The sequence below is a fragment of the Limnospira fusiformis SAG 85.79 genome, assembly GCF_012516315.1.
Classification (GTDB): Bacteria; Cyanobacteriota; Cyanobacteriia; order Cyanobacteriales; family Microcoleaceae; genus Limnospira; species Limnospira fusiformis.
The window spans coordinates 2,124,269-2,143,736 of sequence record NZ_CP051185.1 but is presented as its reverse complement, the minus strand read 5'-3'; the positions used below and the strand labels follow the sequence as shown (position 1 = coordinate 2,143,736).

The window sequence follows — 19,468 nt, the reverse complement described above, 5'->3', positions numbered from 1 at the left end:
TACTGACTCCCCACTGACACAATGGCCTGGTTATCTGGTAAGCTAAGTATTTTATACTAACTTTAGATATTGATTTTACCAGAAGGGGATCATCCCTACAAGATGTAATCGTTCTCACTTATCGCGAGAAAAATTGAAGCCAGAATAGGGGTTATTGACTTCGCAAGTGGTGTGGGGCTATTTTAACATCAATTGCCAGCCTGATTGAATTTAGTTTAGGGGAAAATTTCGGTAACTACCCGATCGCCCTGATTTCTGCCAGTGACCACGACAGTTTGAGTAGAAAATTGTCCGGTGGCCACTTCTCCCCGCAGAGTCATCTGGGGGTCAACTTGGCGGTAAATTACATCACCTTCAGCTTTAAATGCTTGTTGTGGTACATACCAGGTGAGTAGATCAGCATTAATTTGAGCCTGTGGGTTTTGAGCCACCCCCAGAACATTACCAATCAGGTTAAAAATTTGGTTGTCCAAATCTCCCCAACCCTGATCACCCGAAAAAGTCAATTGCTGTTGGCGATCGATAATAGTAATTGGCCCTGGGGAATTAAGAGTTTGTTCTTGGTAGTTCCACTGTAATTTATCACTGGAAAGCTGTAATGGCGGGTTAGACAGGGCAATCTGAACATGATCTTTGAAAGTGGCTATAGCTGTAGTTAAATCTAGTTCGGCACTTTTAGCGACAGCGCGATCAGTAACCACCATATTTTCTAGGCGATCGATTTCCACCCGACGGTCAGAAATAAATCTTTCTTCTTCCCATCGCCAGATGACATGATCAGTGCGTAGCTGCACCCCTACTTCCTTAAAGTTGATCACCACTTGGTTCCAAAATTCCACGCGCTTGTCATCGTTGAACAATTGGACCTCAGTAGCGATCGCCTGCATTTTTTCATGTTCTCCGGTCACATTGTCACGAACAATCAGAATTTGCTCATTAACAATCCATTCCAACTCTTGACCGCGCAAAACAATACCATTTTCCAGATCAACCGCGACAATATCATCTCGGAGAAACAGTCGCTGACCATCTTGGTGCAGTTCTCCCTGTTTAGCTTCGATTTTATAGCGTAACTCACCCTTGACAAACAGTTCCCCCACAGGTTCAGTCACTGTGGCAATTTTCTGATCTTGACTATAACTTGCTTGTTTAGCCTCTACCTGCCACAGCAGTTGGCCATCTTCGTCTACTTGTTCGAGTACCACATCTTCCAGGGTGAGGGTGTTCTCAAACTCTTCTGAGGGTGGCTGGTCCCCAGAAGTAGTTGGTTCTGAAGGTTGGGGGGATTGACACCCTACCAGTCCCCCGCCAGAAATTACCAACATCAGCAACAGAATTGCGCCCAGACGAAAACTGGGTATTTTCTGCTGGCTGGAGTTTGAGTTATTAAATATCACGCGCCTTCAACCTTTCCATCAATCAAACTGATGCTTGATAGCGGACGGTAGCTATATCCAGGACTGCGGGGAGTTTTTTGAATTTCGTCTTTGATCGCTTCGAGATCAATATAGCGATCGGCCACATTAATTAGGCTATCGCTAGTCATCGCGCGCAAACTAATCACTTCCACCCGCACACCTCTATAGCTGACACAATCGACCGCATAAGCTAAATCGCCATCACCACTAACTAGCACCGCCGTATCATAAGCACCCACTAGAGCGATCATATCTACGGCAATTTCTACATCTAGGTTAGCTTTTTTAGAACCATCTGGCAGTTGTACTAAGTCTTTAGCAACCACCCGATAGCCATTGCGACGCATCCACAGCAAAAATCCCTGTTGCTTTTCATTAGTGCGATCGACCCCGGTATAGAAAAACGATCGCAATAACCGGGAACCACTGGTTAGCCTGCACAGTAATTTGGTGTAATCAATTTCAATCCCTAATTGCAAAGCCGCATAAAACAGATTCGAGCCATCGATAAATATGGCCACACGCCCTCGATTTTCTAAAATCTGTTCAGGGGTGAATATGTCGTTACTACTGTTGTTGATATGATTCAACATGATTTTTAAACCTCATTTATGATTTTATGATGCCGCTCAAATAGGTGTATATCAATCCCACATGGAGTTGTCAATAATTCAGGAATTAAATCGGCTCCCTCCTCTCTGTAAGTCTCCGGGAGATAAATTGATCAGACCACAGAGCTGGGTAATTCCAGCTTTTTAAAAACTGGTTTAGCTTCTCCCAGGACTTGCTCGCTTGGTAAAATACCCCAGTGAGCATGGCTATCCAAAGCCGTGATTTTGGCTGACAATTCAGGGTCTTGAAAATCCAGGGAGTATCCCAGTTGCTGGTAGACAGCGGTGCTAAGATTTGGCACAATTGGCGCTAATAAATAAGCCGATTGTCGGACGGACTCAAGCACGGAGTAGATCACTTCCATCAGGGCTGATAGTTCCCCTTGTTTATACAGTGACCAGGGTGCTTGTTCGTCTACATATTTGTTACCAGCCTGAACTAGAATCAGAACCGCCTCACACACTTGGCTAAACGCCAGTTTTTCATAGAATTGACTAACGCTGTTACCGAGGGAACTACCAATGGATTTTAGGTGATTGTCTGTCTGGATATGATCTACAGCGATCGCCGGAACTCTACCTTCAAAGTATTTGGCAGCCATTTTCATAGTCCGGTTAAGTAAGTTTCCCAGATCATTGGCGAGGTCGGCGTTTAGGGTATTAATAAATCTGGTCTGATTATAATCACCGTCTTGTCCAAATTCTATCTCCTTTAAGAAATAGTAACGGACGGCATCGGTACCAAATTGGTTCACCAACTCTACGGGATTAAGTGTATTCCCTAAACTCTTACCCATCTTTTTACCATCTTTAGTTAGAAAACCGTGTCCAAAGATACGACCAGGTAAAGGTAAGTCGGCAGACATTAACATAGCTGGCCAGTAAACAGCATGGAAGCGTAAGATGTCTTTACCAATTAGGTGCAGGTCTATCGGCCACCATTTAGCGATCGCTTCAGAGAGGGTAGGTTCCGAGTCGGGATCAACTAGGGCGGTGACATATCCTAGTAGTGCATCAAACCAAACATATAGGGTTTGACTGGGATCAATGGGAACTGGGAAACCCCAGTCAAGATTCACCCTAGAAATGGAGAAATCCTGTAATCCTTGTTTAATAAAACTGATAACTTCATTCCGGCGACTTTCTGGCCCGATGAAGTCGGGGTGATCATGATAAAGGGCTTCTAGCTGTTTTTGATATTTTGACAGACGGAAAAAGTAGTTCTGCTCGTCCCTCCATTCTACTTCTTTATTCACGTGGATGGGGCAATATTTCTCGTCTATTAGTTCCCGTTTTTCTTTGAACTCTTCACAGCTGACACAATACCAGCCCTGTTGTTGGCTCAAATATATGTCGTCATTTTGCCACACCCGCTGGAAAAATTCTTTGACGATCGCCTCGTGACGGGGGCTGGTGGTCCGACTAAAACGATCATACTGAATTTCTAGCAGTTTCCACAGACTCTCAAAACTGCTGACTATCCGATCACAGTGAACTTGAGGAGAACATCCCGCCTCCTCGGCTGTCCGTTGAATTTTCTGGCCGTGTTCGTCGGTACCAGTAATTAGCAGCACTTCATATCCCTGTAGTCGCTTCCAACGGGCGATCGCATCGGCGGCGATCGTCGTGTAGGCGCTGCCAATATGGGGAACGTCATTCACATAATATAGGGGTGTTGTTAAGGAAAACGTCTTTTTAGTTTTTGGTGTCACATCCATGACTGATATACAAGTTTCTCTCTTAAACTGATCTTACTTAGGTTTGATCTGCCTTCGGGGCGGAGTCGGTTACCCTGACACCCGAACCCTGTCACGGGTCAAAACAGCCAAAATTTTGATACTGTTTTGACCATTCAAACTAAAGCCTATAAATGATAATACTTTTTAAAAAAATGTTAAAAATTCTCAACGAATTCTTAACTTTTTCATCAAGATCTACAAACTCAATGGAGATACCAGCGCGATCGATTCACCGGGTCGGAGCGGTTGATTGGCAGATTTACCGCCAACTGTAGTTAGCCACTTATCCCCGTCTGTCTAGTGGTTTCCGCCGATGGTATAGATAGATCTCAATGACTGTGGAAAGAAGGTAAAGTAATGTTAAGCTAAAATGAGCTAATGGGATCAACTACCTGAGATCAACCATTATATTTCCCCAATCTAGCCAACGATGTATTTTTTGAACTCTACACCCGGTCAGTCGCACCTACCTCTATTTTTGTTTTTACCCGGGATGGATGGTACGGGTCGTCTCCTACGAACCCAACAGCGCCGACTGTCTCAGTTTTTTAACCTGCGCTGTTTGAGTATTCCTCCCGAAGATCTCAACCATTGGGATGGATTAACCGATCGCACTGTGGATTTAATTCAAAAAGAACTCAGCCTCAACCTCAATCAAGATATTTATCTATGCGGGGAGTCCTTCGGCGGTTGTCTGGCGATGAAGGTGGCTATGAAAATTCGTGCTCAACTCAAAGGTCTGATTTTAGTTAACCCGGCTTCTGCTTTTAAGCAACAACCTTGGATAGAATGGGGATCACATTTGACGGACTGGCTACCTAGTTGGTTATATCCCCTGTCTATGATCGGATTCTTGCCGTTTCTGGCTAAATTGCCAGGAATTTCTCCGAGCGATCGCCAAGCCTTGTTAGAGGCTATGCAATCAGTCCCTCAACGTACTTCCAGTTGGCGCTTGGGACTGCTGCGATCGTTTGATATTCAACCAGACCAACTCCGTCAACTAGATTTACCCGTTTTGGTGATTGCCAGTGGTTCCGATAGACTGCTACCCTCCATTAGAGAGGCTCAATTTTTAACCAGGAAGCTACCCAAAGCTAATATGGTTATCCTCCCTAACAGCGGCCATGCTTGTCTGTTAGAAACTGATGTTAACCTTTGTCAGATCATTCGAGATCATGATCTCGGTCAGAGTTTAACTAAAACCCAATTGGTTTGCCCAAATTAGGCACAGAAAAATTGTTGAGGCTAATTCACAGGCTATATGACCACAACTTTTAAGAATCCACCCATTGGACCAGCATCGCGACTGGTCAATGGTATTTTATCTATTAAACCCCTAGCTAAGTTCGCCAAACATCAAGCCCGCCAGATGATGATTGATCGGGCTGAAAAAATGGGGGTTCCGTGGCGCTCTCATGCCAATACCCTCCTACAGAGAGACTGGTCGGCAGAATTTCAGCAGGTGAATAGTTCTGCTCTGGCTTACCCAGAATATTATTTAAGGTCTTTTCATGCCTATGATAACGGAAATTTAAGCTGGCAGGCTGCTGTAGAGGTGGAAGTGGCGGCGTTGGCGGTTCACGCCAAAATCTGGCCTGATGCTGGGGTGGCGGGAGACGATCGCCTACGACAAAGTTATCATCATGTACTACAGCAGGTCTTACCCGAACCGCCCAAAGCTATTGTGGATCTCGGCTGTAGTGTCGGATTAAGTACCAATACCATGCAGCAGATCTATCCTGATGCTACTATGGTAGGGGTGGATTTGTCCCCCTATTTTTTGGCGATCGCTGCCTATAACACTAACCAAAAGTCCTCCGATCACCCCCCCACTTGGGTACACGCCCCCGCTGAGGCTACAGGTCTACCAGACCACTCCTTTGATTTGGTTTCCCTTTGTCTGGTTTGTCATGAACTCCCACAAGAGGCGACCCGAAATATATTTAAGGAAGCCCGCCGCCTATTGCGCCCTAACGGACATCTGGCGGTTATGGATATGAACCCCCAATCAGAGGTATTCGCTAAGATGCCACCCTATATCCTCACCCTCCTAAAAAGTACCGAACCCTATCTCGATCAGTATTTCACCCTAGATCTAGTTGAAACCTTCAAATCAGCAGGTTTTCAGACCCCTACCATTGTCTGTAACAGTCCCCGTCATCATACGGCGATCGCCAAAGTCAATGGATAATTAATAATTAATAATTAATAATTAATAATTATTAATCGTCGGGGCGGGTTCTGCTAATTCCTCGGCTGCCACCGAGAAGATGAATAAACCCGCCCTTTGGGGGAGAGGGAGAAGGCTGGGAGATGAAACCCGCCCCTGGGTAGAAGATTATTTTTTATGGCGTAATTAAGAATGTTGAACGCTGAAGATTTTTACAGCGAATCGTTTTATCTAGCCAATAACCCTGATGTAGCGCAAGCAGTTGATTTGGGAGTTATTAGTAGTGGCTTTGAACATTTTATCGAGTCAGGTCAGTTTCAGGTTAGACAACCGACACCGCTTTATGATGAATTGTATTATCTGACGACTAATCCTGATGTGGCGGCGTTGGTAAATGTAGGTGCGATCGCCAGTGGTTTTCAACATTTTATTAATTTCGGTCAGCGGGAAGCGCGCGATCCCAGTATTCTATTTAATACGGATTTTTATATAAATGAATATCCCTTTATTCAAGCAGCCATAGAAGCCGGAGATATCACAGCGATCGAGCATTTTGTGAAAGCCGGTCAATTTGAGGATTTTCGCCCTAGTGTATTGTATAACCCTAATTATTATTTAGCCCGTAATCCTGATGTGGCGGCGAGGGTAGAACGTGATGAACTGACCGGGATCGAGCATTATTTGGATATTGGGGCGGCTCAAAATCGTGATTTTAGTGCTTTTCTGGAGGTGAATGGTTCCGGTTTTCCCAACCGTGTCGCTAGTGGAGATACTAGGGAAAACAGCACAATTTTAATGGCGCGTAATACTGTGGTGGGTCCGATTACTTTTGAAACAGCCACCGACCCTAATTTTGATAATGTGGTTTCCACACTGACTACTAATAATTCTGATCCGACGGTTCCGGTTAAGGTATTTGTGTCTGATTTAACGCCGGGGACACCTTATTTTTATCGGGTTACTAATGCTATGGGGGAGAGCGATCGCGGTATTTTTCGCACTCCTTTATCTTTGGGAAGTCAAGGGGGTTTAAGGTTTGGGGCTGCTGGTGATTCTCAGGGTGAATTAATGCCTCATGTCGCGGTGAGAAATGCCCCAGAACGTGGTCTGGATTTTTTTGTGCAGTTAGGAAATACAATTTCTGCAAGTACCGAATCTCCTGATTTACCCGGTGTTTCTCAGGCGGAAACTTTGTTAGATTTCCACACAAAACATAATGAGATTTATCGGGAGCGTATAACTTTAAATCCTTGGGCAAATCTGCGGGTAGCAACTTCTATGTTTGGTGTATTGAATGATGGGGAAATAATCGATAATTTTGCCGGGGGTAGTCTGGGGGAAGATGGAGAGGGTGATTGGTTGAATAATAGCGATATTTTTGAGACGGCGTTGGCGGGTTTTTTAGATTATCAACCTCGGCGACGGGAAAGTTATGGAGACATTAGCGATCGCCGGACCGCTAACCGAGAACAACTGTATCGCGCTACGACCTATGGAGATGATGCGGCGGCGTTTTTGTTGGATGTGCGATCGTTCCGGGATGCCCCCTTAGAACAGGTCGCCGAAACTTCTTTTCCCGAAGATATTGAGGCATTTTTGCGGGATTCTTTTGATGCTAATCGAACCATGTTGGGACGAACTCAGTTGCAACAGTTGCAGTTAAATTTACTGGGCGCACAGGCGGCGGGTTTAACTTGGAAGTTTATATTTTCTCCGGTCCCTATGCAAAATTTGGGGATTCCGGGTGCAAGCGATCGCTGGGAAGGATACGCGGCTGAACGAACTAGACTGCTGAAATTTATTGATGATAATAATATTGATAATGTCGTGTTTGTGTCGGCGGGAGCTGGGGGAACTGTAGTTAATAATTTGACATTTGCTGAGGAGTTTGGGGGGCCACAAATTCCTATCAATGCTATGGAAATTACCGTAGGTCCGGTGGGGGTACAAACCGATTTAGGATCGGGTCTAGTGGGGGCTACTTTGGGTCCGGTGGCTGTTGATGGGGCGACTGAATGGCAACTAACCCGACAAGGAAGGGCTACTTATGAGGGGTTACAGACGCGCTGGGAACGCGATCGCCTGGTGGAGAATCTCCTAAATACTCGCCTTGAGGATATGGGTTATAATCCTATTGGTTTGGAGGGTTCGGGAATTGATGCACAGGAAATAGTTCCGGGTTCCTATTTTGCCGCTCATACTTTTGGCTGGACCGAGTTCGTCATTGATACCAATACTCAACAGCTTAGGGTGACTACTTATGGGGTCGAACCTTATACACAGGTCGATGTCCAAAGGGTTCCGGCGCGGGTAATTAATCGTCAACCCCAAGTGGTCAGCGACTTTGTGGTAAATCCTCAATAATTGGGCTTGAAAAATTTGATATAAGGCACTATAACAAACGGTAAAAATTCATATGAAATTTATGTTTGGCGGCGATCATGATTAAGTCGGGTCGCTTTTGGGCAAGCGCTAGGAATCTACTCCATGTTAAAACTTCATCCCCCTAGGTCACAGAGAACAATGAAAAATTTTGTGGTTAGCCAGTTTAACACTTTTGGGTTGGCGTTTTGGGTTGAAATTATGACCGAAATGCCTCGATGTACCTATTACTTTGGGCCGTTTCTTACCGAAGATGAGGCGGAACAAGCAGAACCCGGTTATATTGAAGATATTCAAGGTGAAGGTGCCACAGGTCTACAGGTGGCAGTTAAGCACTGTCAGCCTGATATTTTGACTGTGGCAGCCGATCTTGATCAAAATTTTGATCACCCCCTACAGTGGGCATAGTGGCTTAACTTGGGCGGGACAGGTCACCGGATATCAACAATATCAGGATGGTTTTTGATCCAGTTATCGATATCGGTGATCACTTGATCGGGGATCTCCCAAGGGAATAAATGGGCTGTGTTGGGGTAGCAGTTAAACTGCGAATTGGGTAAGTTTGCCGCCGTTTCTTGACTGGAGATGGCGGTAATATGTCGATCGCATTCTCCGGCTAATATGAGACAATGACAGCTAATATTTCCCAACTCAGCTAGACGGTTATATCGGTTTTTTAATGCTTGTCTCAGGGCTATGGTTGCTGGTCTGGAGGTTTGTAAATAGGCGGGTGTGGCTTGTTTGGCTATGTATTTATAGGCGGTGGCTGTATGCTGTTGGATTAAGTAGCGAAATAGCGATCGCTTACCGAAAAGGTTGATATTCCACTGACTAGCTGGCCAGATCCAATTAATTATACCCGCAATTCCCGTTAATAGATTATCTAGCCATGAAATCGGAGGATGGTTCCCACGGGGATAGGCGGAAGTCGCCACTAAAATTAATCCCGTAAACCTTTCCGGGTTTGTTAATGCTAATTCTAGGGCGAGTATACCTCCCAAAGACCAGCCGATAATTAAACATTTATCTATTTTTAAGCTATCTAAAAGCTGTTCGATATCCTGGAGATGATCGGTCATCTCAAAGGGTTGTTTAACCTGACTTTTCCCATAGCCTCGCAGGTCGGGGGCGATGGTTTGATAGTTTTGGGATAGGTGATCTGTAAAAACTGACATACAGCCTCCTGACCCAGGATGACCATGAAGACACAGTATCGGAAATCCTTGACCGCGAATTTCCGAGTTTAAGGAAACAGCTAAACTCATCAGTTTATAACTGCCCTCTCATGATAATATGTTCGGCAATACCAGCGATCGCTCTGCGGACTTGGGGAATGTTTCCGGCTGAGTTATCGGTAATGGTAATAATATACCTTTCCCCGTCAATACTAGCCGCTAAAGTCGTGCCAATTACCCTAGAGTTTTGACCGGTTTTTTCCCCTAACCACTGCGCTTTTAATCCTTGTAAGGCTTGATAACCAATTTCGCGATCGTACTGATGACCTAAAGCCTCAATTAATAGTTCCGAGTGGGGGTGTTCATAGTTGTAGATTTCTACCATCATTTCCGTGAGTTCATCACTGGTCATGCTATTGCGACCTCTACCGGGTCTAAAAGGCATGATCCGATCGCCCATGAGTTTAAATTGCACCCGCGTTTTTTGATAACCGTGTCGTTCTAGTAGTTTATTGATATAATCGGCACTCAAATAGTCGATAAGTTGATTAGTAGCGATATTACTACTATGGTCAATCATTTGAGCCATTAACATTTGGAGAGAGTAGGATTGGCGGGCGCGAATTGAGGAAGCATCTTCGGTAAAATTCCCCCCCTCGACATAGATTTCTTGATCAAAACTCACCTGTTCCTCAGCCGCTTTGTGTAATAAGGCGATCGCCACAGGAACTTTAATTAAACTCGCCGGACTCGCCGGAGTTTGACTACCCCGTAAACTAGCACAATGGCGGTTTAAATTACAAACGCTGATGGTCGCATTACGCGATAAACCACTCCTAACTCTAATTTCTTCTAAAATTTCCGATTGAGCGTTTCTTAACTGGAATTTGAGGCGATTATAGTTGTCTTGATACTCGGAAATTTTCGCGGTGGCTTGTCCCCTTAAAAATGAATCCTGGGGAATTTCCTGTAAATTGGCGATCGCCCTCTGCCAAAAGGTTGCCATTTGTTGTCTAGTTTCCCAGGATAGCGGAGAACTTTTGCCAATATCTACCGCTTGATGGGCTAAACTTATCGCTTGTTTCCAATTATCATTAGCCCGCTGTTCAATCATGATTTGAACTTCTACGTGGCGCAATTGTTCGATTATCTGCTCAGAAGGTTCCCGCCTCTGGTTAGGAAATAATGACATTAATTGACGGGAATTACCTGCTGATTCTGGGGGGTTTTCTAGGATGTATAATAACTCGTCCCGGAGGCTAATCAATTCATTGAGAGAAGTAGCCCCATATAATGCTGAGGATGACCCTAGCATAGGTAAGGCTGGAGTTAAGCCAATACTGACAGCAATGGCAACAGCACCCAGCCACCGGGTTTTTGACTTGAGTGGGTTTAATAAACTGCGTTTGGGACTGCCTAAGTAGGGAAAATTGGTCGATTGTGCAGCCATTGTTTCTGCTCTATAAAACTTAAACAAAACGGGACATAGCCGGATCTTGATGTTTATTTCTTGCTTCGTCCGGGACTGTCGGCAGCACCCCGTCCACAAGTGTAATCGTCTGAACCAGGCGATTTTTCTAAATTTCTACTGGCGTTCAAATCTCTATCAATCTTCAGCCCACAGTTTGGACATTCAAAAGTCCGACGGACTAGGGGCATTTGTTGACGATGGCCACAGTTAGAACAAAGTTGACTGGATGGATAAAATCTATCGGCAATAATCAACTTTGAACCATAACGTTCTGCCTTGTAACCGAGTTGACGACGGAACTCATAAAATGAAGCATCAGCGATAGAACCCGCCAAACCATGATTTTTCAGCATACCTGACACATTCAAATCTTCAATGACTACTTGGCTGTGGTTCTTAGCCAAGAAAGTAGTTATTTTATGAATGGTGTCCCGCCGAATGTTTGCTACTCTTTGATGTAGCTTTTGAACTTTTAAGAGACATTTGGCCCAATTTTTCGAGCCTTTGACTTTGCGACTTAAATGACATTGTAATCGAGCTAGTTTTTGGGTGGCTGCTTTATAAGCCTTGGGATTAGAGAATTGGGTCCCATCGGAGCAAGTCGCCAAATTGTTAATTCCTAGGTCAACCCCGATTCTCTCTCGATATTTCGGTGTAATTTCTGGCGTGATTTCTACGAAAAAGCTCATATACCAGTCACCTGCTTGGCGCGTTATAGTGACTTTCTTAACCCCACTTTCGGGTTGTGCCTCAAATGTAGAAACCCAGCCCACAAAAGGCAGCTTATGGCGAGTTCCTGACAACTTGAATGGCTTTCCGGAATTGTCAAGCGTAAAACTATCATGGTGGCCTTTCTTCTTAAATTTAGGATAACTGCTTATTCCCTTGAAGAAGCGCTTAAAGGCATCCCCTAGATTAATGAAGGCATATTGATAAACTTTAGAAGACAATTCAGACATCCAAGGATATTGAGGTTTTACATAATTCGTAAAAACCTTTTTGATGGAGTTGACGTTAGGCTTGAGTCCCTCTTCATAAGCTGACCTCCATAAGTGTAATCCCCAATTAAACACGAACCGAGCATAACCCGCGTGTTTGGCCATCAAGGTAGCTTGACGGTCATTGAGTTTTAGTTTTGTCCGGAAAGCTTTGTAAGGCATGATTGGATTTTACCATGAAGAATCCGACTTAATGAGTATGTCGTCAGGGAAATTTGGCATGGTCTGGGGTTTGACCGTATATTCATTATCGTATATTCATTATTGAGTTGCGAATCTTTTGGGGTATTGTACCTTATTGTCATAAGATGTCAAGCAAATCTTGGATTAAATTCTTGCTCCTCATCACCAACAGGAAGGATCATAGCAGCAACTGTCGCCATAGTGCGATCGCCTAGGGAAAAATTCCCAGTTTTTTGTGATCATCCTGAGATATACTGAGGAAACATTCAATCAGTCGGGACAGTGACATCAGAAACACCAAGCCTAGGGGGATCGGATTTACCCCCAGATCAATCTGTTGTATCCACGCTTGGGGACGATTCCTCAAATCGATGGTATCTAGGGCTGGAGGTGGGGACGACCGGAATATCAGCCGCACTTTTGGATCGCCTGACTGAGGCTGTTTACCCTATATATTGGCTGAGTGATTCTCAGGAGAGCGATCGCATTTTTCGCCTTCCCAGTCGCGTCTACTTGCATCGAAAATCCGGCGGCGAAATAGGGGAAACAGAAGTTTTACAAGGATTTAAACCTTATCTTAGTTGGGCTATCCCCCATCATTTTGGTGAGGATTATGCGCCCTGTCCCCTGCTTCAGGTATCCCCAACCCAAAAGTTATTTTTAGGGACGTTTAAGCAGGCTTTACAGTTGCTATTATCGACTATTTCTCCTCAAGGTGGGGGTGACAATATAGACAGCGAAGATGGTGATTTGACTTTACCGAAAAACTATCAATCTGGTGCTAATGGTTTAACTGATCAGGAATTCAAAACCGCTTATATGAGTTTATCCGGGGTGGTGGTAGGATGTCCGACTCAGGCTTCCCATGCTTATGGTTTTAATGTGCGGGAAACCATTTTGGCGGCGGGTTTGGTCAAGAGTCCCTCTCAAATTTGGATGGTGGAAGATGCGATCGCTACTTGGTTAAGTGAATGGGAACCGAAAATAGACGAACCTACCTTAATTATTGATGCTGGTGCTGCTACCACCGAGTTAATGGTGATGGGAATATCTCAGGAGCATGATTTAACTTATGCTGACTGTTTTGGTGTCAGTGTGACCTATGGTGGCTATGATGTAAATTTGGATATTATCTGTCAATTTTGCGCCGAAAATATGATTGATTGGGATGGTTCCTATTTAGTCCTACCTACTCCGGGAACATCCCAACGCACTCACCGCGATCGCCTTCAACAAAAGTTAGTTTTATCAGCTTTAATCGATGCGATAGAATCCCAAAAACCCAGTTTACAAGCTGGCAAAAATGTGACTATTTCTCTACAGGAAAATCAAGTCAAAGTTACCGCTAATGAGTTAGATCGTCGCGTGTTAGTTCCTTTTGTGAAGAACCTCAACCGAGAGTTCAATCATCTGATTAGTAAAGTTGGGGTTTCGACCGTCGGAATTAAAAGGGCGATTTGTCGGGGTGGTAACGGTTCATGGTCGGTGTTGAGTCAATGGCTACGCCAAAAGTTACCTAATGCTAGTATAATCTCAATTACTGACCCAGAATCTTGGTGTAATTATGCGATCGCCCAAGGTTTAGCCAGACTTCCTTTATTTCCCGAATTGTTGAATTATTCTAGCCAACAATATGGGGATTATTTCTTGTTGGGTGAACTGCTGCGAGTGTTTGGGGATTTACCTTTATCTATCCCAGAGGTGATGACTCGTTTAGAAGAAAGAGGCGTGAATACTCGTTGCTGTAAATCTCAGATTTTAGCTATCCTCAAAGGTCAACTACCCGTCGGGTTCATTCCCTCGGAATTAGACACCCCCCTAATTGTTCCCATATCTAAACATCCTCAAATCGATATAATTAACCAAGGTGCGATTTTTTACCAAGATGTTGACTCTAGCTATTTTGTCAACCTAGAAAGGTCAGAAATGTGTCTACAATATCTTCAGCAACTCTCACGGGAATATCACCAAGTGTTAACAGAACCTTTGGCGATCGTCCAATGGTAGGGAAGCAGCCGGGGGTAAGTCTGAGTTTAACTGCGTATTCTCATCGATAAACTAATCCGATTTAACTTTTCGTTGACTTCCAAAACCTTGACTTTCACCACCTGTCCGACCCGGACAATTTGTTGAGGGTCTTCCACAAAGCGATCGGCTAATTGGGAAATATGAACTAACCCATATTGATGGACTCCTACATCTACAAAAGCCCCAAAATTAACCACATTAGTAACAATTCCCTCTAACTCCATTCCCGGTTTTAAGTCCGACACCTCTTTAATATCATCCCGGAAAGTAGCATATTTAAACTCAGCGCGTGGATCACGTCCAGGTTTCTCTAATTCGGCGATAATATCCTTGAGGGTAGGTAAGCCGACCGTATCTGTTACATAGCGTTTTAAGTCGATTTTTTTGAGTTTTTCAGCAGTTTTGCTAATCGCATTTAAAGGGATTTCCACATCCGCTAAAATTTGTTCAACTACCGAATAACTTTCCGGGTGAACCGCCGTATTATCTAGGGGATTAACACCCCCACGAATCCGCAAAAATCCCGCCGATTGTTGAAAGGCTTTCGGCCCTAATTTCGCCACTTTTAAAAGCTGTTTACGATTTTTAAATGCCCCATTTTCATTGCGATATTTAACAATATTTTGGGCGATAGTGGGAGTAATTCCAGACACAAAAGTTAAGAGTTGTTGGGAAGCCGTATTTAATTCAACTCCCACATAGTTGACACAACTTTCTACCGTTTCATCAAGTTTTTTCTTGAGTAATTTTTGGTCAACATCATGTTGATATTGTCCGACACCAATCGATTTGGGGTCAATTTTAACTAATTCTGCTAACGGGTCTTGGAGGCGGCGACCAATACTAATCGCCCCCCGAATTGTCAGATCTAAATCAGCAAATTCTTCCCGCGCGACATCACTCGCCGAATAAATAGAAGCACCAGACTCGTTTACCATTACCGTAATAGGTGGAGATTCTAAAGAGGCGATCGCCTGATTAACAAACTCTTCCGTTTCCCGTCCAGCCGTACCATTTCCAATAGCAATTAATGCGATTTTGTACTTTTTAATTAAGTCTTGAATCGTTTTGGTCGCTTGTTGACGTTGTGACTGTGACTGGTGGGGAAAAATTGCCTGATATTCGCAAAACTTGCCAGTTTCCGACAATACCGCCACTTTACAACCTGTCCTGAAACCAGGGTCAATAGCTAAAGTAGGCTTCATTCCCGCTGGTGGAGATAGTAATAATTCCCGCAAATTAGCTTCAAACGTCTTAATAGATTCTAGGTCTGCGTAGGATTTGCGATCGCTCCTAATTTCACTAATTAACGAATTTTTCATCAGACGATTAAAAGCATCTTTAATCATATCCTGATAAAACTGGCGAATCTCCCGATTTTTACTGCGAATAACTTGAGATTCCAAATGATGCAGCACCAAAGACTCATCAAAATCTAAATCCACCTTGAGAACCCCCTCAGTTTCTCCCCGGAATAATGCCAACAGGTTATGGGGTTTAATATCCATCACATTTTCCCGAAAATTCCGATACATTTCAAATTTAGTCGAACCTTCTGGGTAATCATCTTTAATCTTGGATACAAACGCACCATCATTGATTAAAAAATCGCGCACATCTGCCCTTAAATGCGCCGTCTCTGCCACCTGTTCCGCTAAAATATCGGCGGCTCCAGCCAGGGCATCTGCCACCGTTTTAACCCCCTTTTCTGCATCGATATATTGAGCCGCTTCTGACTCTAGGGAAACCTTGGGCGCTTGGGGTTGGTTAAGGGAACTAATCAACTCAGCTAGGGGTGCTAATCCTTTTTCCTTAGCCATAGTGGCGCGGGTGCGACGTTTGGGACGGTAAGGAAGATATAAATCCTCAAGTTCCGTTTTTAACAAACAGTTCTCAATTTGGGTCTGTAGTTCATCCGTGAGTTTTCCCTGAGAGGCGATCGCCTCCAAAATGCTATTTTTTCGTTCCTCAAGTTCAGTTAAATAACTATATCTTTCCGCCAGAGTCCGCAGTTGAATTTCATCAAGGGAACCCGTCATTTCTTTGCGATAACGTGCAACAAATGGAATAGTCGCCCCTTCCGCAAATAATGCCAATGTATTTTCAACTTGAACCCGTTTTAACGAAAGTTCCTGAACTAGAATTTGAGTAATATTAAGCATATAATCTGAACCGACTTGATTTTGTGACCTGAGCTTGGTATACAAAATTATTGTAAATGCTACCCTCGCCAATAGTACAGTCAAGGTCAGTAGAGCCTGTTCAGAAATCATCTGATCACCTCTCAAAGTCCCTCTCCCTCTCTGGGATCCAGATTTAGGGTGAGGGCAATGTATTAAGCGACTGGTGAACAAGCTGTATCTCCCACATCTGATAGTTAAGATATGAGTTCAGGAATATTTTTGGTTTCACTCTTGATTCGTCCCCTCCAGCGTTATGGCTGGCTATCCCTGCTGCTGTGGCTGCTGATGATGTCCCCAGCAGCCGCTTCCGTGTTAATGCGGGTGGCGATAACCACTGACAGCAATCAAATTAAAGTCGGAAGTTCCACCCCAGCAACAGTGCGCGACGGTAGCGGTAGGGTCTTGGGACAAATTCCCAATATGGGCGCAACTGTCGCCCAATCTGCATCTGGTCAGGTATCCCTCAGTCAATGGAAAGCAGGTCAAATTTGGGTCGAACCCTCCCAAAATGGCAAAGTATGGATAGGTGATAATTGGTATCGGGGGCGGGTGTTATTAGTCCAGCGCAATGGTGGGCTAATGGCTATTAATTATGTCGATCTCGATCAGTATCTCTACAGTGTCCTAGGGGCGGAAATGGGGGGAAATTGGCCCCAGGAAGCCCTGAAAGCCCAAGCTGTGGCGGCGCGGACCTATGCACTGTATAAGCGCCAAAATAATAGCAGTCAGATTTATGATTTGGGGGATACTCAAACCTATCAGGTCTATCGCGGTGTGTCTGGGGAGTCGCCAGGGACTCAGACGGCGGTTAGGGCGACAGCAGGTCAGGTGTTAACTTACAATGGTCGGGTGATTTTGGCTGTTTTCCATTCTTCCTCTGGGGGTCACACCGAAAATGTTGAGGATGTCTGGGAAAATCCCTTACCCTACCTGCGGGGGGTTCCAGATTTTGATAGTGGTTCTCCCGTCTTTGAATGGACAAGGACTTTTTCCACTAATGACCTTAGTAACCGCATTTCAGGAGTTGGTCAAATTTCCTCTATGACACCAGAAAGAACCTCCGCTTTTGGAAGTGTGATTTCCATGAGAGTGGTCGGAAGTGGCGGAACTCGCACTATTAGCGGTGAGCAGATCGCTAGGGCTTTGGGGTTGCGTAGCACCAGATTTAGGGTGGATCGTAACAATGCTTCTGGCAATTTTGTAGTCACTGGTCGCGGTTTTGGTCATGGTGTGGGTTTGAGTCAATGGGGGGCTTATAGTTTAGCTAATGCTGGATATAATTATCAGCAAATTCTCGCTCATTATTATCGAAATACAACTCTCGCTAGAATCCAAGTCCAATAATAATTAATAATTAATAATTAATAATTAATAATTATTAATTGTGGGGGCGCGAACTCCCCACGACCGGATTAATAAACCCGCCCTATCCCCGGTAATTAATTGACAATTGACAATTGTAGGGGCGGGTTCCGGTGTCAACTCAACTCCCCACGACCGGATTAATAAACCCGCCCTATCCCCGGTAATTCATTATTAATTATTAATTGATAATTATTAATTGTAGGGGCGGGTTCCGGTGTCAACTCAACTCCCCACGACCGGATAAATAAACCCGCCCTATCCCCGGTAATTAATTGACAATTGACAATTGTAGGGGCGGGTTCCGGTGTCAACTCAACTCCCCACGACCGGATAAATAAACCCGCCGTATCCCCGGTAATTAATTGACAATTGACAATTGTAGGGGCGGGTTCCGGTGTCAACTCAACTTCCCACGACCGGATAAATAAACCCGCCCTATCCCCGGTAATTCATTATTAATTATTAATTATTAATTATTCATTGCCTATCAACTATTAAATACTGCGGAGGGCGACGATTGGATCAAGGGCGGCGGCGCGTCTGGCGGGAACTACACCGAAAAATAAGCCAATACCCCCAGAAACGCTGACCGCGACTGCGATCGCACTTGTGGAAATTCCAGCTTCTAAAGGTGTTAGTATTCCCACCATTAACACACCACTAACACCTAAACCTGTACCAATTAATCCCCCGGCTACAGATAAGATAATCGCTTCAATAATAAACTGAATGAGAATATCATTTTGGGAAGCGCCTATAGCTTTTCTCAGACCAATTTCCTGGGTTCTTTCTGTGACGGAAACTAACATAATATTCATAATTCCAATTCCCCCAACTAACAAGGAAATCGCCGCCGTGGCTGCTAACATCAAGGTTAAAGCGCCAGTAATTTGTCCGAGGATATTCATTAAATCCTGTTGATTACGAACCGTAAAATCATCTTCATCAGTAATTTTATGTCGTAAACGTAGCAAATTCTCAATTTGAAATTGTGCCGCCCTCATCTGATGTGCTTCTTTAATAGAAACGGAAATAAAGGTAACTTGTAAACCATAGGGAGAACTGCGCCCAGTAATGCGATTAGCCACGGTGGTAATGGGGATAAAAGCATTCATATCCTCATTACTTCCTAAACTTGAACCCTTGGGTTGCATGACTCCAATTACCTGCAATGTAATATCTTTGAGTCGGACTTGTTTACCGATGGGGTCTTCATTACCAAATAATTGTTCTGCTATTTCTGAACCGAGGGCGACTACCTGTTCATTTCGCTGAATATCCAAATCAGAAATAAACCGTCCTTTGGCAATATCAAAGCTGCGGACACTCATATATTCTGGGGTAGTGCCAATTATAGAAGCGGAGGCATTCCTACTCTGATAAGAGATTAATTCACTAGCTGTTAAGGAAGGGGCAACGGCTTCGACTGAGGGGACTTGTTCAGCGATCGCCAGTGCATCTTCTAGGATTAAATTTTGAGGGGGATAAACAGGTCTTCTCTGGGCTTCCGGGCTTCCGGGTACAATAAATAATACATTAGGACCCAAGGAATTAACTTGATTTTCGACAAAGGTTTGCGCGCCTTCTCCAATACCTATCATAGCAATAACTGAGGCATTACCTATAATAATGCCTAACATAGTTAGGCTGCTTCTCATTTTATTAGCCAATAATGTCGCTGAGGACATTTTGATACTTTCTACAATATGCATAATTAGGGATAAGTAGTTAAGGATTGAGATGCT

General features: G+C 44.3%; 15 protein-coding genes. 6 read left to right on the top strand and 9 right to left on the bottom strand.

Features of this window, described 5'->3' with window-relative positions:
* Nucleotides 1-215: 215 nt before the first annotated feature.
* From lptC to metG, 3 genes are all read right to left on the bottom strand, one after another.
* On the bottom strand, nucleotides 216-1,397 hold the full coding sequence (lptC, locus tag HFV01_RS10235) for an LPS export ABC transporter periplasmic protein LptC (protein ID WP_035759449.1): 1,182 nt from the start codon (nucleotides 1,395-1,397) through the stop codon (nucleotides 216-218).
* The gene (locus tag HFV01_RS10230) at nucleotides 1,394-2,011 is read right to left on the bottom strand and encodes a LabA-like NYN domain-containing protein (RefSeq protein ID WP_006625038.1); all 618 of its coding nucleotides are present in this window, start codon (nucleotides 2,009-2,011) and stop codon (nucleotides 1,394-1,396) included. The genes lptC and HFV01_RS10230 overlap by 4 nt, the downstream gene beginning before the upstream one ends.
* A 131-nt stretch (nucleotides 2,012-2,142) precedes the next feature.
* Nucleotides 2,143-3,747, bottom strand: coding sequence for a methionine--tRNA ligase (gene metG / locus HFV01_RS10225; protein ID WP_006625037.1), 1,605 nt, complete (start codon nucleotides 3,745-3,747; stop codon nucleotides 2,143-2,145).
* Nucleotides 3,748-4,198: 451 nt separating this feature from the next.
* Between metG and HFV01_RS10220 the strand changes: the two genes are divergently transcribed.
* The 4 genes from HFV01_RS10220 (at nucleotide 4,199) to HFV01_RS10205 (ending at nucleotide 8,728) form a co-directional block, all read left to right on the top strand.
* Nucleotides 4,199-4,993, top strand: coding sequence for an alpha/beta fold hydrolase (locus HFV01_RS10220; RefSeq protein ID WP_006625036.1), 795 nt, complete (start codon nucleotides 4,199-4,201; stop codon nucleotides 4,991-4,993).
* A gap of 36 nt (nucleotides 4,994-5,029) precedes the next feature.
* Complete coding sequence (locus tag HFV01_RS10215) at nucleotides 5,030-5,959, top strand: class I SAM-dependent methyltransferase (protein WP_006625035.1); 930 nt, start codon at nucleotides 5,030-5,032, stop codon at nucleotides 5,957-5,959.
* Nucleotides 5,960-6,130: 171 nt separating this feature from the next.
* Nucleotides 6,131-8,302, top strand: a complete 2,172-nt coding sequence (locus HFV01_RS10210; RefSeq protein WP_046319332.1) for an alkaline phosphatase D family protein — start codon at nucleotides 6,131-6,133, stop codon at nucleotides 8,300-8,302.
* A 159-nt stretch (nucleotides 8,303-8,461) separates the two neighbouring features.
* Nucleotides 8,462-8,728, top strand: a complete 267-nt coding sequence (locus HFV01_RS10205; protein ID WP_046319329.1) for a DUF1816 domain-containing protein — start codon at nucleotides 8,462-8,464, stop codon at nucleotides 8,726-8,728.
* A 23-nt stretch (nucleotides 8,729-8,751) separates the two neighbouring features.
* Here the strand turns inward: HFV01_RS10205 and HFV01_RS10200 are convergent, their stop codons facing one another.
* The 3 genes from HFV01_RS10200 to HFV01_RS10190 are packed head-to-tail and all read right to left on the bottom strand — an operon-like array spanning nucleotide 8,752 to nucleotide 12,126.
* A complete protein-coding gene (locus tag HFV01_RS10200) occupies nucleotides 8,752-9,585 on the bottom strand; it encodes an alpha/beta fold hydrolase (RefSeq protein ID WP_187757672.1) in 834 nt (277 codons plus the stop codon).
* A 4-nt stretch (nucleotides 9,586-9,589) separates the two neighbouring features.
* Nucleotides 9,590-10,945: a serine hydrolase gene (locus HFV01_RS10195; RefSeq protein ID WP_006625031.1), complete on the bottom strand. Its 1,356-nt coding sequence runs from the start codon at nucleotides 10,943-10,945 to the stop codon at nucleotides 9,590-9,592.
* 53 nt (nucleotides 10,946-10,998) lie between these two features.
* On the bottom strand, nucleotides 10,999-12,126 hold the full coding sequence (locus HFV01_RS10190) for an RNA-guided endonuclease InsQ/TnpB family protein (RefSeq protein ID WP_006625030.1): 1,128 nt from the start codon (nucleotides 12,124-12,126) through the stop codon (nucleotides 10,999-11,001).
* A gap of 411 nt (nucleotides 12,127-12,537) precedes the next feature.
* Between HFV01_RS10190 and HFV01_RS10185 the strand changes: the two genes are divergently transcribed.
* Nucleotides 12,538-14,154, top strand: coding sequence for a hypothetical protein (locus tag HFV01_RS10185; protein ID WP_006670781.1), 1,617 nt, complete (start codon nucleotides 12,538-12,540; stop codon nucleotides 14,152-14,154).
* A 26-nt stretch (nucleotides 14,155-14,180) separates the two neighbouring features.
* Here HFV01_RS10185 and HFV01_RS10180 read toward each other — a convergent pair whose 3' ends face one another.
* Entirely contained in the window at nucleotides 14,181-16,337 is a 2,157-nt protein-coding gene (locus HFV01_RS10180) for a Tex family protein (RefSeq protein WP_008048647.1), read from the bottom strand.
* A 222-nt stretch (nucleotides 16,338-16,559) separates the two neighbouring features.
* Between HFV01_RS10180 and HFV01_RS10175 the strand changes: the two genes are divergently transcribed.
* Nucleotides 16,560-17,702: a SpoIID/LytB domain-containing protein gene (locus tag HFV01_RS10175; RefSeq protein ID WP_006670779.1), complete on the top strand. Its 1,143-nt coding sequence runs from the start codon at nucleotides 16,560-16,562 to the stop codon at nucleotides 17,700-17,702.
* A 158-nt stretch (nucleotides 17,703-17,860) separates the two neighbouring features.
* Here HFV01_RS10175 and HFV01_RS10170 read toward each other — a convergent pair whose 3' ends face one another.
* Together HFV01_RS10170 and HFV01_RS10165 are read right to left on the bottom strand one after the other, a co-directional pair.
* The gene (locus HFV01_RS10170; RefSeq protein ID WP_008048653.1) at nucleotides 17,861-18,124 is read right to left on the bottom strand and encodes a hypothetical protein; all 264 of its coding nucleotides are present in this window, start codon (nucleotides 18,122-18,124) and stop codon (nucleotides 17,861-17,863) included.
* Nucleotides 18,125-18,217: 93 nt separating this feature from the next.
* Nucleotides 18,218-19,435: an ABC transporter permease gene (locus HFV01_RS10165; RefSeq protein WP_006625025.1), complete on the bottom strand. Its 1,218-nt coding sequence runs from the start codon at nucleotides 19,433-19,435 to the stop codon at nucleotides 18,218-18,220.
* Nucleotides 19,436-19,468: the final 33 nt, after the last annotated feature.

Coding starts and splice junctions, on each gene's coding strand:
- HFV01_RS10210 (WP_046319332.1), top strand. CDS start 6,131: ATGTTGAACGCTGAAGATTTTTACAGCGAATCGTTTTATCTAGCCAAT.
- HFV01_RS10175 (WP_006670779.1), top strand. CDS start 16,560: ATGAGTTCAGGAATATTTTTGGTTTCACTCTTGATTCGTCCCCTCCAG.
- HFV01_RS10195 (WP_006625031.1), bottom strand. CDS start 10,945: ATGGCTGCACAATCGACCAATTTTCCCTACTTAGGCAGTCCCAAACGC.
- HFV01_RS10215 (WP_006625035.1), top strand. CDS start 5,030: ATGACCACAACTTTTAAGAATCCACCCATTGGACCAGCATCGCGACTG.
- HFV01_RS10165 (WP_006625025.1), bottom strand. CDS start 19,435: ATGCATATTGTAGAAAGTATCAAAATGTCCTCAGCGACATTATTGGCT.
- HFV01_RS10180 (WP_008048647.1), bottom strand. CDS start 16,337: ATGCTTAATATTACTCAAATTCTAGTTCAGGAACTTTCGTTAAAACGG.
- HFV01_RS10200 (WP_187757672.1), bottom strand. CDS start 9,585: ATGAGTTTAGCTGTTTCCTTAAACTCGGAAATTCGCGGTCAAGGATTT.
- HFV01_RS10230 (WP_006625038.1), bottom strand. CDS start 2,011: ATGTTGAATCATATCAACAACAGTAGTAACGACATATTCACCCCTGAA.
- HFV01_RS10220 (WP_006625036.1), top strand. CDS start 4,199: ATGTATTTTTTGAACTCTACACCCGGTCAGTCGCACCTACCTCTATTT.
- HFV01_RS10205 (WP_046319329.1), top strand. CDS start 8,462: ATGAAAAATTTTGTGGTTAGCCAGTTTAACACTTTTGGGTTGGCGTTT.
- metG (WP_006625037.1), bottom strand. CDS start 3,747: ATGGATGTGACACCAAAAACTAAAAAGACGTTTTCCTTAACAACACCC.
- HFV01_RS10190 (WP_006625030.1), bottom strand. CDS start 12,126: ATGCCTTACAAAGCTTTCCGGACAAAACTAAAACTCAATGACCGTCAA.